The sequence below is a fragment of the Acinetobacter sp. V115_6 genome (assembly GCF_031799025.1).
GTDB classification, from domain to species: Bacteria; Pseudomonadota; Gammaproteobacteria; order Pseudomonadales; family Moraxellaceae; genus Acinetobacter; species Acinetobacter pittii.
The window spans coordinates 141,366-156,606 of sequence record NZ_JAVQNO010000018.1; the positions used below are offsets into that span (position 1 = coordinate 141,366).

Sequence of the window (15,241 nt, forward strand, 5' to 3'; positions counted from 1 at the left end):
TTAGTGTTTTAAGTCTCTAGGACGAAAACCGGTAATGATTAAAACGACCAGATAAGCAACTACGCCAACAACACACAATCCCACTACTTCGGCAATACGCAACCACTGTGAAAGCTCACCGTTATACCAATTTAATGCAAACCAAAGTGCTGCAATCATGGCAAGGTTCGCCAAACCATATTGAAGCCCTAATTTTTTCCAATGCGAATCAAATCGGAAAATATTACGTTTGTGTAAATAGAAGTAGAGTAAACCGGCATTTACTAACGCTGAACCTGAAGATGCTAGTGCAAGTGCCATATGTTCTGCATGCCAATCAATAAGCTTAAAGAAACCAATAAATACAACGTTTAAAATTGCATTAGCTGCGACCGACATTAAGCCTACGCGCACTGGTGTTTTTGTGTCTTGTTGTGCATAGAAACCAGGTGCAAATACTTTAATCAGCATGAAAGAAATTACACCTGCACTCATACATTGCAATGCTAGAGCTGTCATTTGTGTATCACGTAGATCAAACTCACCACGCTGGAATAATGCTTGAATAATCGGTGTTGAAAGCATAAATAAAGCAATACTTGCCGGTAATCCTACCAATACAATGACTTTTGCAGCCCAGTCGATCATGCCGCGGAACTTTGCTTGATCCTGCTCTGCATGACGGGCAGAAAGCGAAGGCAAAATTACTGTACCAATCGCAACCCCAATTAAACCTAAAGGTAGCTCAGTCATGCGTTCAGCACTGTAGAGCCAAGACACTGAACCATCTTGCATGAAAGATGCCCAAATCGTATTTAGCAATAGGTTAATCTGAGTCACCGATACACCAAATAATGCTGGAAGCATTAATTTTAAAATACGCTCTACACCCTCATGTTTAAAATCAACTTTAGGTGGAATCAGTAGGTTTTTACGCCACAATTCAGGAATTTGTATCGCTAACTGTAATACCCCAGCCGCAACAACTGACCAGCCTAATGCTTTGATTGGCTCAGCCATATACGGCGTAAGCCACCACGCTCCTGCGATCATCGCTACATTTAACAAAACTGGTGAAAAAGCTGGTGAGGCAAACGAACCATAACTATTTAAGATGCTGCTAGCAAAAGCCGTGAGCGACATAAACATTAGATATGGAATAGTCAAACGGAACATGCTGACGGCTAAATCGAACTTTTCTGGATCACTGTGGAAGCCCGGTGCGTACATATAGATGATTGCAGGTGCTAAAACCATAGCCACAAAAGTGAGTAAGGTCATAACTGTTAGCAAACAGCCAAATACCCGACTAATTAAGATCTGTACTTCAGCGTGTGCTCGACCTGTTTTATATTCAGTTAAGACTGGGATAAAGGCCTGAGAAAAGGCGCCTTCGGCAAATAGTCGTCGAAAGAAGTTAGGAATACGAAAAGCGACGACGAAGGTATCAAAATCTTTACCTGCACCAAACACGTTGAGCAATACGACATCACGTACTAATCCTAACACTCGTGACAACATCGTCATTGCACTGACAATAAAAGTCGATCGCCACAATGCCATCGCACTCACCTACAGCTATATTCGAAAGACGCTATTGTAATGAAACTAGAAAATCTTTTCGTTGTGAAATGATGAACAAACTCAAGTTTTTTTCTGAGCTAACAATTGTCTAAAGTGCTGCCATTTAAAATAAGGGCCTGGATCGGTTTTTCGGCCAGGAGCAACATCTGAATGCCCTGCAATATGGTTTTTAATTTCTGGATAAGCTTGGCGAATAGCAGTAACAACGTCAGTTAATACTTCATATTGTACATCTTCAAAAGGTAAATCATCACTTCCTTCAAGTTCTATACCAATTGAATAATCGTTGCATTCTACTTTGGCTAAATAACTTGAACGCCCTGCATGCCATGCTCTCTCGTTAAAGTTAACAAACTGTAGAACTTCACCTGTTCGTAAAATTAACAGATGTGTAGAAACTTGCATGCCTTCAATAGTCTGAAAATAAGGATGAACTGACCAATCTAACTTGTTTTGAAAAAACTGCTCAATATAGCCACCTCCAAATTGAGACGGCGGCAAACTAATATTATGAACCACAATCATTTGAATTTCGGTGCCAGTCGGACGCTGGTTAAAATTTGGAGAAGGGATTTGTCTCGCCCCTTTTAATTGTCCATCTATAACTTCATACGGTGTGATTTGCTTCATTGAGACGCCAATAAATTGCTTGCCAATTGTTTTAGTTTAAAACAGTTATGCGCTTTTCAAAGCAGTAAATGCTATTGTTTATCGCGATTAATCTCATAAAATAGCTTATTTTTCAGGTCGACGATGCTAATATATCGCAAGTTTTAGGGTCATCGACAAAATGGAAACCGTATGAGCATACCTCAGTCTTTGCTTGAACAATCAATTCAAATCAATATTCAACAAGCATTACAAGAAGATATTGGGGACGGTGACATTACCGCTATGCTCACACCTGAAGATGAGCAAGCCACGGCAACCATTATTAGCCGCGAAGATATGGTCTTAGCTGGACAACCGTGGGTTAATGCGCTCATCTCAGCTTATGACAATACTGTTCAGGTGACTTGGCTAAAACAAGAAGGTGAACGTGTTGCTGCAAACGAAGCCTTTTTAAAGCTTGCTGGTTCTGCACGTAGCTTACTGACTGTAGAGCGCCCTGCTTTAAACTTTATTCAAACTTTGTCTGCTGTTGCAACAAAAACTGCTGAATATGTTCAACATCTTGAAGGTTTAAATACAAAACTTCTCGATACACGTAAAACTCTACCAGGCTTACGTATTGCACAAAAATATGCGGTTGCTATCGGGGGCGGACAAAACCATCGTCTTGGCTTATTTGATGCGTTCTTAATTAAAGAAAACCATATTATGGCAGCAGGTGGTATTGCTCAAGCAATTGCCAAAGCACATCAAATCGCACCGGGCAAACCTGTTGAAGTCGAAGTTGAAACTTGGGATGAACTAAATCAAGCGCTTGAAGCTGGTGCTGACATTGTCATGCTCGATAACTTCAGTCAACAGCAAATGATTGATGCCGTAAAACATGTGGCGGGCCGCTGTAAACTCGAAGCCTCTGGCAATATCACTATTGAAAACTTGCGTGAAGTTGCCACCACTGGCGTTGACTATATTTCTATGGGTGTCCTAACTAAAGACGTTAGAGCTGTTGATTTATCTATGCGTTTTAATGCTTAGATAAAATCTGCGTCATTATTGGTATTTTTTTGCGACTTGGTCATGTCTGCCGCTTGTGTTTTTTGCCACGCTGACTGAGTCGCTTGTGCCCCACTATCACGTGGATCGGCAGCCATTAGAACAAATGTCACTACTGCTAATAATACAATAAAACCTTGTAGCATAAATTTTCCCCATTACTTTAAAAAATTCAGGGTTTCAAGGTAAAAGATAAATATGACCAGGCTTAGGAGATTCTGTTACAAAAGGTAAGTCTTTATTTTTATTATTCATCTATACGACAGCATATTCCCACATAATATTTTATATCAACAGCATAACTCCCTTTATTTACTATCGTGACATGGATATCTCTTTTCCTACGCGACAGAGTCTTATCGCTTAGAATTTTTTGCCAACAGCTCATTCTGTTACTTTGGTTTTGCCCAAAGTAACCAAAGGCATTGTCATCTGCAAAACCTGCCCACTTTCATCCTCTATCCTATTTTGTTGCAAAAATAAGATCCTTATAGATTATAGACAGGTTGCAGATGACTTTTAGCACCAATTAATGAGGAATAAATTTCAATACCTTCATTAACAGAAATAACTTACCAACCTAAGACTCTAGATAACCCATATATGGATCAGAAATTGAATCTTCTTGAGTTTCTATACGGCCTGCGAAACGACGACTGAAAGTAGTATCATCAGCTAAAGTCACAGTGAAGTCATACCAGCCACCAAATTCAGACATATCCCAAACTAATTCTTTTTCAGAACTATTGGTTTCAATCGTCCATGTCTTGTTTGGAAGATAAGCATTTGCTTTGACTGTGAGCTTGACTGACTTATTACCATCATGACGCACTTTTAAATACAAATTCGCATCACACTCTTCCACACACACTCTAATTTCCGGTAATACTTGAGTCTGGTTAGCTTGACTCAAATCGCCTTTAAACGCGCGATGGAAACCATTTGGTCCAAGCACCCACAAATCGTACTGCCCATTTGTAGCATTCCATACATCATCGAGCTGTTTACCCGCCTCAACCATATAACGACGTGGAATTGCCGTAAGATCTAATCGGTTATAGACATGAAAAACGGCTGCCTGTTTACCCGTATTAGAGAACATCAGCTTAACCGTTTTTTGAGTGACATCGACTTTGGCACTGGTGTGCAAAATATATGGCAAAGCACGTGATGGCCTAATTCCCATTTCCTGCTGAGGAAATTGCTGCTGGCTCGGAACAGGAACTTGTGGCAATAAAGCTTGAGCAACACGAATCGCATCGGCTTCGGCTTTAGTTTTCTTCCCATCTAGTTCAGCAACAGGCAGAACATTCGGTGTTTTAAAGTTAAATGCCGTCGTTAAATCACCACATACAGCACGGCGGTATGGGCTAATGTTAGGTTCTTGCACACCAAAGCGTTTTTCTAAGAACTGTAAAATAGAGGTATGGTCAAAGACTTGAGAATTTACCCATCCTCCACGGCTCCACGGCGAAATCACATACATTGGAACGCGTACACCTGGTCCATACACTCGACCATCTGGCTTAGGTTGAGATTTTGAAGTCGCTACTGCTGGATGGTTAAAGTACTCATAAGATACTTGCTGATCGTTTAAAGTCGTTTTTCCATATACAACACCGTTTACATCTTTAGAAGGTGCACTTGGTGAAGGAATATGGTCAAAGAAACCGTCATTTTCATCGAAGTTCACCAATAAAACAGTTTGGCTCCACAGCTCAGGGTTTTCAGTTAATGCATTTAATACTTCTTGAATATACCAGGCACCTTGTACAGGACTAGATGGCCCCGGATGTTCACTGTAAGTTGCAGGAGCGACCAACCAACTCACCTGCGGTAATTTACCTTGTACGATATCAGCTTTAAAAGTTCCTAAAAAACCACCGTCCGGCATGGTATTGGCAATACCTTTGTAAAGTGGTTGAGTCGCATCAATCTTTTCATCGTATGCTGGACACGTTAGTGTGTCGTTACTAACAGGTTGACCAGATTGCTCATTTGCACGGCGATACTGTTTGAAACCAGCTAACGGGTTATCGGTAAAGTTATCTGGCATATTTTGATAAACTTTCCATGTTACGCCAGCCTGCTGTAAGCGCTCAGGATACGTCGTCCATTCATAACCTTCTGTTGATGCCCCAATCCCATCAAATTCATTTACAACACTCGCAACACCTGCACCTGTAGGACCATTAGTTCCAGTCCAAATAAACTTACGGTTTGGGTTGGTTCCAGCATGCATAGCACAGTGGTAAGCATCACAAATGGTAAAAGCATTCGCTAAAGCAAACTGATATTCGACTTCTTGTTTTTTATAATAGCCCATCGACTGTGGTTTTTTATAAGCGACCCAATCACTCATACGGCCATTGTCCCAAGCTGCTTGGCCATCAGACCATGAGTGAGGTGTACCTGAAACACGCTGAGCATTTCCTAAACGACTATCTAAATGGTAAGGCAATACCTTCTTTTTATTCGCATCATATTGTTCCCAAACCTTTCGGCTTTCCGTCATTGGAATCGTAAAACGATCACCAAAACCACGTACACCTTTTAATGTTCCGAAATAATTATCGAAAGAACGGTTTTCCTGAGTCAAAATCACGATGTGTTTAACATCTTGAATAGTTCCACTTTCAACTTTGGCATCAATAGCTAAGGCTTTTTGAATACTCAGCGGGAAACTCGCTAAAGCAGCTGTCCCAAACATGGTTTTTGTAGAGTTTAAAAGAAATTCGCGACGATTCATTAGTTCTATCCTGAGTTCTTATTATGGTGCACAGTGCATTTTGCAATTACTGGTGGGCGGTGTTGTTGGCGATGAATTATCTGAGTCATTATCATCGTTACAAGCACTGAGCATGAGTGCTAAAGAAGTAATTAATAAAAGTGAAAGTTTTCGCATTGGTTTTTTCCAAACGGTTTAAATGCGAACTACTAATAAAGCGTTAAAGTGACAGGCAAGTGATGTTTTTATGTCGGTTTGATGAAGGCATAAAAAAACGCATCCGAAGATGCGTTTTTTAGAAAGCGTAAAATTACCAGCCTAAAGCTTCTTGTTGCTTTTTAATGAGCTCGGCAATTCCTTTTTCAGCCATTTCTAACATGGCATTGCTTTGAGCGCGGGTAAACGGTTTATCTTCGGCAGTACCTTGAATTTCAATAAACTCGCCAGCTTGTGTCATTACTACATTTAAGTCAGTTTGACAGTTCGAGTCTTCTTCATAGCAAAGATCAAGCAACACTTCGTCTTGATACATACCGACAGAAATTGCAGCAACCAACCCTTTAAGCGGATCATGCTTAATTTTCTTTTGAGACAATAAAACATTCATCGCATCAACTAATGCTACAGCAGCACCAGTGATTGAAGCAGTACGCGTACCACCATCAGCCTGAATCACGTCACAGTCGATGGTAATCGTGTTTTCACCAAGCTTTTTCAAATCAACCATCGCACGTAAGCTACGACCAATCAAACGTTGGATTTCTTGAGTACGACCAGTTTGTTTGCCACGAGCCGCTTCACGGTCACAACGTGAATGGGTTGAACGCGGTAACATGCCATATTCTGCCGTTACCCAGCCTTGGCCTTGGCCTTTTAAAAAGCGTGGCACTGAGTTATCAATGCTTGCAGTACAGAGGACTTTAGTGTGACCAAATTCGACCAGCACAGAACCTTCAGCATAACGGGTGTAGTTTCGTGTAATTTTCACTTCACGTAATTGGTCTAATGCACGTTGGTCAATACGCATAATCCTTCCTAACTTCTCTTAAATACAAACTTGGGCATAGTATAGCAAAGGATTTTGACAGGTTGAGTTTATTCCCTACTTTCAAATGTAAGTCTGTAAGTTTCATAACTCAAAAATAAAAATAGCCCCTAAAAAGGAGCTATTTTGAATTAACTGAGATTATGCAAATTTAAATTTTGCTTTTAACTTTTCTAATGTCTGCATTACTTTTCCAGTGGTATGGTTTGGCAGTGAACATTTCGCTAAACGTACCCATACACTCCAGAACTGGCGCATAAAGTTCGCTTCATTGTAATTAATGCCATATTCTGCGCAAAGTGCCTTAATTTTCGGTGCTACTTCTTTATAGCGGTTAGCTGGCATATCTGGAAATAAATGATGCTCAATCTGATGGCTTAAGTTACCACTCATAAAATGTAGCCATTCTGTACCACTAAAATTACTTGAACCACGAATCTGGCGTAAGTACCACTCGGCCTTAGTTTCGGTATCAGTATTATCAGGCTCAAACGTTTCTGCATCTTCAGTAAAGTGACCATTAAAAATCACAGCAGATGACCACAAGTTACGAATAATATTCGCAACTACATTTCCTGCAAAAACCGGTAAAAACATAGGACCAGAGATCACAGGGAAAAACACATAGTCTTTTAAGACTTGGCGTGTGGCTTTTTTACGGACTTTAGCCGAATCTTTCCAAACCTGTTTCCAGCTCTTGGTTTTATAAACTAATGCATCTTCAAGATGTAAGTTTTGCACGCCTACATACCACTCAAAGAAAAACATTAATTGTAGACCGAGGGGAATATTAAACAGATGGCGGGGTTCCCACTTCTGTTGATCACTTACTCGCAAAATACCATAACCAACATCATGGTCTTTACCGACAATATTGGTATAGGTGTGGTGCACATAGTTATGTGTTTCACGCCAGTCATCACCAGAGGCAATGGTATCCCAATCGTAAGTATTACCGTTCAGGCTTGGTTCATTTAACCAGTCAAACTGACCGTGCATGACGTTATGACCAAGTTCCATATTTTCTACAATTTTAGAAATACCTAATAAGCCTGTGCCTAGTAGCCAGACTGGCGGAATCCAACCACCAAACATCAACATGCCACGTGAAGCGATTTCGGTGTAGCGAACAAAATTACGCACTTTGTAGATATATTTCGCGTCTTGTTCACCAAGGCTTTGCATCACGTCTTGGCGAATCTGCTCAACACGGCGACCAAACTCTTCAGTCTGTTCAGGTGTTAAATGAGCAGATTTAGAAACAGTAGAAAATTCTAATGCCATATTCATAGGGTTAATCCTCTTTAATTCTTTTTATAGATCAATTGTGACTGGGCTTAATGCCTGGCTCACGCATAGTTTAATTGGGCGGTTCGGTTGATCTTCAATTTCACCAGTTAATAGGTTTTGAGTAACTCCGCTTACCTTGGTACAGCTGCATTTATTGCAGACACCCATACGGCAACCATGTTGTGGGCGTAAACCAGCTTGCTCTGCACTGCTCAGTAAATTTGTTTCAGCTAAAAACTCGTGTTGAGAACGGCGGAAAATAACAGTCTGTGCTACATGTGTACCAGTCACTTGAAGTGGCTGAAAATACTCTTGATGAAGCTGCGACTGAGCACCTTTTTGTGCATAAATTTCATTGGCTTGCTGCATCATGCCATGATGACCACAAACATAAGTTGCTGTCTGCTCAAAGTCAGGAACAAGCTTTTGTAGTAGGCTTTCAGTTAAATGCTGCTTTTGCTCGGTAGTATTAAAAAAATGATATTGAAGCTGTGGGTACTGCTCTGCCAAAGCTTTTAATTCAGCATGAAAAATTTCCGCACGATTAAAATAAATGACATGAATTTGTTCAAGCTGCTGTTTCAAAGCTTGCTGCAAGAGTGAATAAATTGCAGTAATGCCACTTCCTGACGCAATCAAAATCGTAGGATGCTGACCTTGGTGCAAAATAAAATCACCTTGTGGCTGTGAAATCTCCACACACTCGCCCACATGTAATAGTTGAGCTGCACGAGACACCAAACCTTGTACTTTAATGCCTAAAGCAATTTCACCTTGCGTTGTCACTTCAATAATCGAGTAACTACGCTGTTGGTAAACGCCATCGATGAGCAAAGTCAGCAGAATACTTTGACCCGCTCGAACCTGATCGAAATTAAAATTACGATTTGGTTTAAGTCTAATGAGCACCATATCGGTATGCAGTGGCTGAACTGCAGTAACTTCTGCAAGTACCCTTTTCCACGCCCAAGTCACGTTAATTTTCTGCAAGACAAAATCAACGAAATCTTCTCGAACCCAATGTGGCTGATAACTAAGTGTTGCGTTCATACGTTCCTCTTTTGTATCTGGCTATTTATTTGAGTGAACACATGTTCGTATAGTGAACATATGTACACTATATTTATAACTGTTCACTCAGTCAACACTTGTTCACTATTTTTTTTATGAAAGTTTGCTCTTTTTTGTTAGACTTTGGCTCACGGTTTAAATAGGTTCTTTTAATGTCGATACGGGATGAACGAAAACAGCAAAGTCGTCAGGCACTTCTCGATGCAGCCTTGCATCTAAGCACGTCTGGGCGTTCGTTCAGTAGTATCAGTTTGCGTGAAGTTGCACGTGAAGTAGGTTTAGTACCGACAGCGTTCTACCGCCATTTTCAGGACATGGATGAGCTCGGCAAAGAACTGGTTGACCAAGTTGCCCTACATTTAAAAAGTGTTTTACATCAACTTGGTCAAAGTTATTTACAACATAAATCTGCTAAAACCCAAACCAGTATTGAGCTATTTGTGCAGGCGGTAAATCATAGCCCTAAGCAATGGCAATTTATGATTGCTGAACGTTGGGGTGGCTCAGAAACAGTCCGTGCAGCAATTGCCAGAGAAATTGAATTTCTGATTGAAGATCTAACAACTGATCTTACTAAACTCGAAAATTTTAAACATATTCAAAATCCTCAAGACCTAAATGTCTTATCTACCATTTTGACTAATATGTCATTTACATGGGCAATGACGTGGCTCAACCTATCGAAACAATATCAAGGTGAACAGCTCAAGCTGCAACAAACTGCTTTTATTGAAAATGCTTCTACACAAGTTCGCCTACTCTTTAGAGGGATTGCAAACTGGGAACGGTAGAAGCGGCAAATGACAAAAAACAGGTTATGTGGTAATACGTAAAGAGAGAAAGAAAAAGGCTAAAAATTTCGAGAAAAGTCTTTTTCTTTTTTACAGGAAGTAAACTATTAGTTAGGCCAAACTGGTGTGGGAATACCTATGAATCTTGATCGTCATACACAGTTTTTGATGCGTAAAGAAAAAATTCTGAGCGTGGCAGAAAAGTTGTTATTAGAAAACAATCAGGAAATTACTCTAGATGAGTTAGTGGCCGAGCTAGATATTGCTAAAGGCACACTTTATAAGCATTTTAGAAGTAAAAATGAGCTTCTACTTGAGCTCATTATTCAAAATGAAAAGCAAATTTTAGAAATTTCTAAAAAATATAATACAGATTTTAAAGAATATGCTCCTCATTACATGCTTCATCATTTACTTGCACCAGGGAAAACGATTCTATTGCATCAACTTGAAGAAAATCTGACGATGACAGAGTCTAAGTTGAAGCATCTTTTCGAAGAGCTTTATGAAATTCGTCAACAGCGTATTTTAGCAATTAAAGATATTACCGAAAATTATTTAAAATCATTGAATTATGATATGTCGATTCGTGACTATTTGTCTTATATCTGGTCACTGACTTATGGTGCATCACTGCTTTTAAATTCTACGTATTACCAGCGTTCGATTGGTTCTCGCCAAAAATTAATTAATTTATATATTAATCAGGCATTATCACTGCCGACTCAAACAGCTAATTTTGATGTTTTAAATTTTCAGATTGAAGATGAAAATCAGCAAAATTAATTGAATTATTTCGTGATAATTAACGATAAATTAAATATAAAAATGGGCTTCACATGAAGCCCATTTTTTTTGAAGTAAAGCCTAAACAACTTATTTTGCTTTACGTTCTTTCTCAATTAAATAATTAAGAACTTGAGTGACTTTACCATCTTCACCCTGCACAACATATTTACCATTCACGACAACTGCAGGTACGCCTGTTAATTGGTACTGTTGAGCAAGTTTATTTGACTCGGCAACTTTCGCAGTTACTGCAAACGAGTTGTAAGTACTATTAAATTTCTGCTCAGGTACGCCATAACGAGTAAAGAATTTCGCTGCAGAAGCCTGATCAAAAATTTGTTGACCGTTCACTTGAATCGCATGGAATAGTGGTAAATGCGTGCGTTTACGTACACCTAATGCCTCAGATGTATAATATGTACGCGCCCCTTGTTCCCACATTTTATTCATTGCAGCAGGTGTACGTACAAAACGTACATCTTTAGGAATCTGTTTTAACCACGTTTGCATATGCGGTTCAAGTTTAAAACAGTGTGGGCATCCATACCAAAAGAACTCTCGAACTTCGATTTTCCCCGGAACTTCCACTTTGCCTGGATTGGCAATCACGGTGTAGTCTTTACCAGCAACAAAATCTGCTGCCATTGCACCACCCGATACGGCCATAATTGCTGCACTCAAACCACCCAAAACCAATTTTTTCATTGCTACAGCTTTTCCTCTAAGTTGTTATGCATTAGCTTATGCCCTAAATATAAAACAAATATGCTAAATTCGTTTTGCTTCTGTGAAGTTTTTTATTGGGTTTATCGCTTTTTTCCCAATAATCGCTACACTAACGGCGAACTACATCCAAAAAGATAACTCAAGTTTAGAGGTAGCACCATGTCGCAATTGAATGTTGATTTACAAGAAATCGCAAAGTTTGAAGCACTTGCTGCCAAATGGTGGGATCAACATTCTGAATTTCGCCCACTTCATCAAATCAATCCTCTACGTCTTAACTGGATTGATGAACGCGCAGGCGGTCTTGCTGGTAAAAAAGTACTTGATGTCGGCTGTGGTGGCGGTATCTTGGCCGAAAGCATGGCACGTCGTGGCGCAGATGTATTAGGCATTGATATGGGTGAAGCACCTCTAGCTGTCGGCCGTTTACATGCTCAGCAAGAAAATATTCAAAATATTGAATATCGTCAAATTCCTGTAGAAGAATTAGCACAAGAACAAGCAGGTCAATATGATGTGGTGACTTGTATGGAAATGATGGAACACGTTCCAGATCCGGCATCTATTGTAAAAGCTTGTCAGGCTCTGGTTAAACCGGGCGGCCATGTGTTCTTCTCGACCATTAACCGTAACCCAAAATCTTATTTATTTGCCATTATTGGTGCAGAGTACGTACTACGCATGTTGCCAAAAGGTACGCATGATTATCATAAATTTATTCGACCATCTGAAATGGCACATGATATTCGTAATGCAGGCCTTACGTTAAAAGAAATGACTGGACTACATTACAACCCACTGACCAAGCATTACTGGTTAGCGCCAAATGTTGACGTTAACTATATGGTTCATACGATTAATACAGGTGCATGATGAAAGCTGTTTTATTTGATTTAGACGGTACGCTTATCGATACAGCTGCGGATTTCATTCGTATTATTCAGCAAATGTGCCGTGATGCAAGACGCCCTGTTGTAGAAGCCGATCTTATTCGCACTCAGGTGTCTGAAGGTGCACGTGCGATGGTGAAATTGGTTTATCCAGAGCTGGATATGGCCAATCCAATTTTCTTGGCACATCGTCAAAACTTTTTAGATATTTACGGCAATAATATTGTGGTTGATACAGATCTGTTTGAAGGTATGTATCCACTCTTAGAAGAGTTAGAAGCTGCGCAAATTCCGTGGGGTATTGTGACCAACAAACCACGCGGTTTAAGTGAATCTCTTTTAGAAAAGTTAAATCTGACAGAACGCTGTGCGGTTTTGGTATGTCCTGAAGATGTCAGTAAAACCAAACCAGACCCTGAACCAATGTATTTGGCTGCTAAACAGTTAAATATATCAGCAGATGAAATTATTTATGTAGGTGATCATCCACGTGATATTGATGCTGGCCGCAATGCCGATATGTACACTATTTTAGCTGCGTACGGTTATTTGCCTATTGAACACCGTGATGATTTAGCCGCTTGGCAGGCCGATTCGATTGTAAATACAGTGACAGAATTACACGATATGTTACGTCAAAAGCTTCCTGCTCTACAGGAAAATCAGCGTATGATAAGTTAACTTAAGAGTTTTATAGACTTTTTTAACGGCTATTTGTTTTATCAATATAAAAAGAAGGAGGTTTACCAATGAAATATTCAGAATACCAACCTCGTCCGGATCTACTCAAAGATCGAATTATTTTAATTACCGGTGCTGGTGATGGAATTGGGCGAGCTGCAGCTCTAAGTTATGCCCTACATGGTGCGACTGTTGTCCTGCATGGTAGAACCTTAAATAAACTTGAAGTGATTTATGATGAAATTGAAAGTCTAGGCGCACCTCAGCCCGCGATTTTACCATTACAACTTTCAAGTGCCTCTGACCGTGATTATGACTTTTTAGTCGATACACTTGAAAAGCAATTTGGACGTCTAGACGGTATTTTGCATAATGCCGGTATTTTAGGTGAGCGTGTAGAGCTAGCACATTATCCTACCGAAGTATGGGATGACGTGATGGCAGTTAACTTACGAGCTCCTTTTGCCCTGACTCAAGCTTTATTGCCACTTTTGCAAAAATCAGAAAATGCCTCTGTCGTATTTACCAGTTCAGGTGTAGGTCGTGAAGCACGTGCTTTATGGGGCGCATACTCTGTCTCAAAAGTTGCCATTGAAGCAGTGAGCAAAATTTTTGCAGCGGAGAATACTTATCCAAATATTCGCTTTAACTGCATTAATCCAGGCGCAACACGTACTGCAATGCGTGCGAAAGCTTACCCACAAGAAGATCCGAAAACCTTACCTACACCAGAGTCGATCTTGCCAGCCTATCTCTATTTAATGGGTGAAGATAGCTTGGCACTCAATGGTCAAAGTATTGATGCGCAGGATTAAAAAGTTAAAGATGAAAAGCTAGATTAAATTACGGCCAATCATCAAATCTGGCTTGCCTATACCTGAAAAGATATATACAAGCCTTTTTTATTATTGATAAAAACTCTTGATCTATCCGTAATTTTAATTGAACCATTAAATGATCTTCACAGTTTCTCTGCATTTTGCGCGTAGAGTATTCAACATGAGAGACATCAGATGTAAACGAGGATGCATCATGAAAAAGTTGTTCACCATCTTAGCCCTTTGCATAACCGTACTGACCACCAGTATGGCGAGCTTTGCTGATCCTCCTTTTGACCGAGGCCATGGCCCCAAAGGTCCTAAAGGTGGAGGTCCACGTGGTGAGTGGAATGATCGTGGGCCAGGATTTGGACGTGATCATGATGATGATCGTATCCGTGACGAACGCCGTATGCGCGAAGAGCGTGGCTTTGAACGCTTAAAACAACATCGCTGGCAGCCTGGCTATGTTATGCCACAGCACTATCGTGGTAATGGCTATAAAGTCGACTATAAAGATAGTAACTTGCCTAAACCAGGTCGTAATCAGCAATGGTACAAAATCAACAATGACTATATTTTAGTCGACACAGATTCTAATAGCATTGTGAGTATTCGTGGTTTTTAAGGCGATAGACCCTCGCTATCGCTGAATAAAAAGGATAAAGCCTCTGGGTTTTATCCTTTTTTATTTTTTATATTCTTAAATGATGTATTTTCTTAATTTCTTCTTATTTCATAGAGAGTTTTCACATTTATTCTTCTTGGCCTCCACGATTTATCTGCAATTGTTCACTAATCTTTAATTATTGAAATTTAACTCATCATTCGAGGTTTACAATGAAAAAATTAACAACAGCGATTGTTCTTTCTCTTAGTGGTTTAGTTGCAACAACAGCCATGGCAGCACCAAACGATCATAATCATCATGGCAATTACCAAAACCATGAAGTAAAAACAGTTAAAGTGATTAAAAAAGATGATCATCACAATGCATGGCGAGTAGGTCAGGTTGTACCGCATGAGTATCGACATTCACGTTACGTGATCGACTATCGTCAACATCAAAAATTGACTAAACCAGGTCGTTACCAAAAATGGTATAAAGTGAATGGAAATTATGTACTGGTGAATGAACAAAGTCATAAAATCATTAGAGTGGTTTACTAATTTAAAACTTTTTA

Annotated in this window: 17 protein-coding genes; 9 read left to right on the plus strand and 8 right to left on the minus strand. The window is 39.8% G+C overall.

Going from position 1 to position 15,241, the window contains the following annotated elements:
• Both murJ and ampD read right to left on the minus strand, forming a co-directional pair.
• Entirely contained in the window at positions 1 to 1,551 is a 1,551-nt protein-coding gene (gene murJ / locus RMA94_RS06580; protein WP_311082297.1) for a murein biosynthesis integral membrane protein MurJ, read from the minus strand.
• A gap of 72 nt (positions 1,552 to 1,623) precedes the next feature.
• Positions 1,624 to 2,193, minus strand: a complete 570-nt coding sequence (gene ampD, locus RMA94_RS06585; RefSeq protein WP_032005756.1) for a 1,6-anhydro-N-acetylmuramyl-L-alanine amidase AmpD — start codon at positions 2,191 to 2,193, stop codon at positions 1,624 to 1,626.
• 171 nt (positions 2,194 to 2,364) lie between these two features.
• On the opposite strand from ampD, the gene nadC reads away from it, so the two are divergent.
• A complete protein-coding gene (nadC, locus tag RMA94_RS06590; protein ID WP_005804819.1) occupies positions 2,365 to 3,210 on the plus strand; it encodes a carboxylating nicotinate-nucleotide diphosphorylase in 846 nt (281 codons plus the stop codon).
• On the opposite strand, the gene RMA94_RS06595 is transcribed toward nadC, so the two are convergent.
• A complete protein-coding gene (locus RMA94_RS06595) occupies positions 3,207 to 3,374 on the minus strand; it encodes a hypothetical protein (protein WP_000938939.1) in 168 nt (55 codons plus the stop codon). The genes nadC and RMA94_RS06595 overlap by 4 nt on opposite strands.
• 434 nt (positions 3,375 to 3,808) lie before the next feature.
• The gene (locus RMA94_RS06600; RefSeq protein WP_311082298.1) at positions 3,809 to 5,977 is read right to left on the minus strand and encodes a phosphocholine-specific phospholipase C; all 2,169 of its coding nucleotides are present in this window, start codon (positions 5,975 to 5,977) and stop codon (positions 3,809 to 3,811) included.
• Positions 5,978 to 6,017: 40 nt separating this feature from the next.
• Between RMA94_RS06600 and RMA94_RS06605 the strand changes: the two genes are divergently transcribed.
• Positions 6,018 to 6,155: a hypothetical protein gene (locus RMA94_RS06605; protein WP_017387462.1), complete on the plus strand. Its 138-nt coding sequence runs from the start codon at positions 6,018 to 6,020 to the stop codon at positions 6,153 to 6,155.
• A gap of 111 nt (positions 6,156 to 6,266) precedes the next feature.
• On the opposite strand, the gene rph is transcribed toward RMA94_RS06605, so the two are convergent.
• The 3 genes from rph to RMA94_RS06620 form a co-directional block, all read right to left on the minus strand.
• Positions 6,267 to 6,983: a ribonuclease PH gene (rph, locus tag RMA94_RS06610; protein ID WP_002120794.1), complete on the minus strand. Its 717-nt coding sequence runs from the start codon at positions 6,981 to 6,983 to the stop codon at positions 6,267 to 6,269.
• Positions 6,984 to 7,142: 159 nt separating this feature from the next.
• Positions 7,143 to 8,285, minus strand: a complete 1,143-nt coding sequence (locus RMA94_RS06615) for an acyl-CoA desaturase (RefSeq protein ID WP_078221350.1) — start codon at positions 8,283 to 8,285, stop codon at positions 7,143 to 7,145.
• 30 nt (positions 8,286 to 8,315) lie between these two features.
• Positions 8,316 to 9,341, minus strand: a complete 1,026-nt coding sequence (locus tag RMA94_RS06620; RefSeq protein ID WP_213385365.1) for a ferredoxin reductase — start codon at positions 9,339 to 9,341, stop codon at positions 8,316 to 8,318.
• Positions 9,342 to 9,514: 173 nt separating this feature from the next.
• On the opposite strand from RMA94_RS06620, the gene RMA94_RS06625 reads away from it, so the two are divergent.
• Positions 9,515 to 10,153, plus strand: a complete 639-nt coding sequence (locus RMA94_RS06625; protein ID WP_002120796.1) for a TetR family transcriptional regulator — start codon at positions 9,515 to 9,517, stop codon at positions 10,151 to 10,153.
• 138 nt (positions 10,154 to 10,291) lie between these two features.
• Positions 10,292 to 10,939, plus strand: a complete 648-nt coding sequence (locus tag RMA94_RS06630) for a TetR/AcrR family transcriptional regulator (RefSeq protein ID WP_002120773.1) — start codon at positions 10,292 to 10,294, stop codon at positions 10,937 to 10,939.
• A gap of 90 nt (positions 10,940 to 11,029) precedes the next feature.
• Here RMA94_RS06630 and RMA94_RS06635 read toward each other — a convergent pair whose 3' ends face one another.
• Entirely contained in the window at positions 11,030 to 11,647 is a 618-nt protein-coding gene (locus RMA94_RS06635) for a thiol:disulfide interchange protein DsbA/DsbL (RefSeq protein WP_005804825.1), read from the minus strand.
• Between the two features lie 180 nt (positions 11,648 to 11,827).
• Between RMA94_RS06635 and ubiG the strand changes: the two genes are divergently transcribed.
• The 5 genes from ubiG to RMA94_RS06660 all read left to right on the plus strand — a co-directional run bounded on the left by ubiG (position 11,828) and on the right by RMA94_RS06660 (position 15,227).
• Complete coding sequence (ubiG, locus tag RMA94_RS06640) at positions 11,828 to 12,541, plus strand: bifunctional 2-polyprenyl-6-hydroxyphenol methylase/3-demethylubiquinol 3-O-methyltransferase UbiG (protein ID WP_068562827.1); 714 nt, start codon at positions 11,828 to 11,830, stop codon at positions 12,539 to 12,541.
• Positions 12,538 to 13,239: an HAD family hydrolase gene (locus tag RMA94_RS06645; protein ID WP_086266100.1), complete on the plus strand. Its 702-nt coding sequence runs from the start codon at positions 12,538 to 12,540 to the stop codon at positions 13,237 to 13,239. The genes ubiG and RMA94_RS06645 overlap by 4 nt, the downstream gene beginning before the upstream one ends.
• 68 nt (positions 13,240 to 13,307) lie before the next feature.
• The gene (locus RMA94_RS06650) at positions 13,308 to 14,054 is read left to right on the plus strand and encodes a YciK family oxidoreductase (RefSeq protein WP_057085045.1); all 747 of its coding nucleotides are present in this window, start codon (positions 13,308 to 13,310) and stop codon (positions 14,052 to 14,054) included.
• 217 nt (positions 14,055 to 14,271) lie between these two features.
• Entirely contained in the window at positions 14,272 to 14,685 is a 414-nt protein-coding gene (locus RMA94_RS06655; RefSeq protein ID WP_005071792.1) for an RcnB family protein, read from the plus strand.
• A 212-nt stretch (positions 14,686 to 14,897) separates the two neighbouring features.
• Positions 14,898 to 15,227 carry an RcnB family protein gene (locus RMA94_RS06660; protein ID WP_005804830.1) on the plus strand — a complete coding sequence of 110 codons (330 nt, stop codon included), beginning with the start codon at positions 14,898 to 14,900 and terminating at the stop codon, positions 15,225 to 15,227.
• Positions 15,228 to 15,241 lie beyond the last annotated feature (14 nt).

Coding starts and splice junctions, on each gene's coding strand:
- RMA94_RS06615 (WP_078221350.1), bottom strand. CDS start 8,285: ATGGCATTAGAATTTTCTACTGTTTCTAAATCTGCTCATTTAACACCT.
- RMA94_RS06620 (WP_213385365.1), bottom strand. CDS start 9,341: ATGAACGCAACACTTAGTTATCAGCCACATTGGGTTCGAGAAGATTTC.
- RMA94_RS06635 (WP_005804825.1), bottom strand. CDS start 11,647: ATGAAAAAATTGGTTTTGGGTGGTTTGAGTGCAGCAATTATGGCCGTA.
- rph (WP_002120794.1), bottom strand. CDS start 6,983: ATGCGTATTGACCAACGTGCATTAGACCAATTACGTGAAGTGAAAATT.
- RMA94_RS06600 (WP_311082298.1), bottom strand. CDS start 5,977: ATGAATCGTCGCGAATTTCTTTTAAACTCTACAAAAACCATGTTTGGG.
- RMA94_RS06655 (WP_005071792.1), top strand. CDS start 14,272: ATGAAAAAGTTGTTCACCATCTTAGCCCTTTGCATAACCGTACTGACC.
- RMA94_RS06625 (WP_002120796.1), top strand. CDS start 9,515: ATGTCGATACGGGATGAACGAAAACAGCAAAGTCGTCAGGCACTTCTC.
- RMA94_RS06650 (WP_057085045.1), top strand. CDS start 13,308: ATGAAATATTCAGAATACCAACCTCGTCCGGATCTACTCAAAGATCGA.
- ampD (WP_032005756.1), bottom strand. CDS start 2,193: ATGAAGCAAATCACACCGTATGAAGTTATAGATGGACAATTAAAAGGG.
- RMA94_RS06630 (WP_002120773.1), top strand. CDS start 10,292: ATGAATCTTGATCGTCATACACAGTTTTTGATGCGTAAAGAAAAAATT.
- RMA94_RS06660 (WP_005804830.1), top strand. CDS start 14,898: ATGAAAAAATTAACAACAGCGATTGTTCTTTCTCTTAGTGGTTTAGTT.
- ubiG (WP_068562827.1), top strand. CDS start 11,828: ATGTCGCAATTGAATGTTGATTTACAAGAAATCGCAAAGTTTGAAGCA.
- nadC (WP_005804819.1), top strand. CDS start 2,365: ATGAGCATACCTCAGTCTTTGCTTGAACAATCAATTCAAATCAATATT.
- RMA94_RS06595 (WP_000938939.1), bottom strand. CDS start 3,374: ATGCTACAAGGTTTTATTGTATTATTAGCAGTAGTGACATTTGTTCTA.
- RMA94_RS06645 (WP_086266100.1), top strand. CDS start 12,538: ATGATGAAAGCTGTTTTATTTGATTTAGACGGTACGCTTATCGATACA.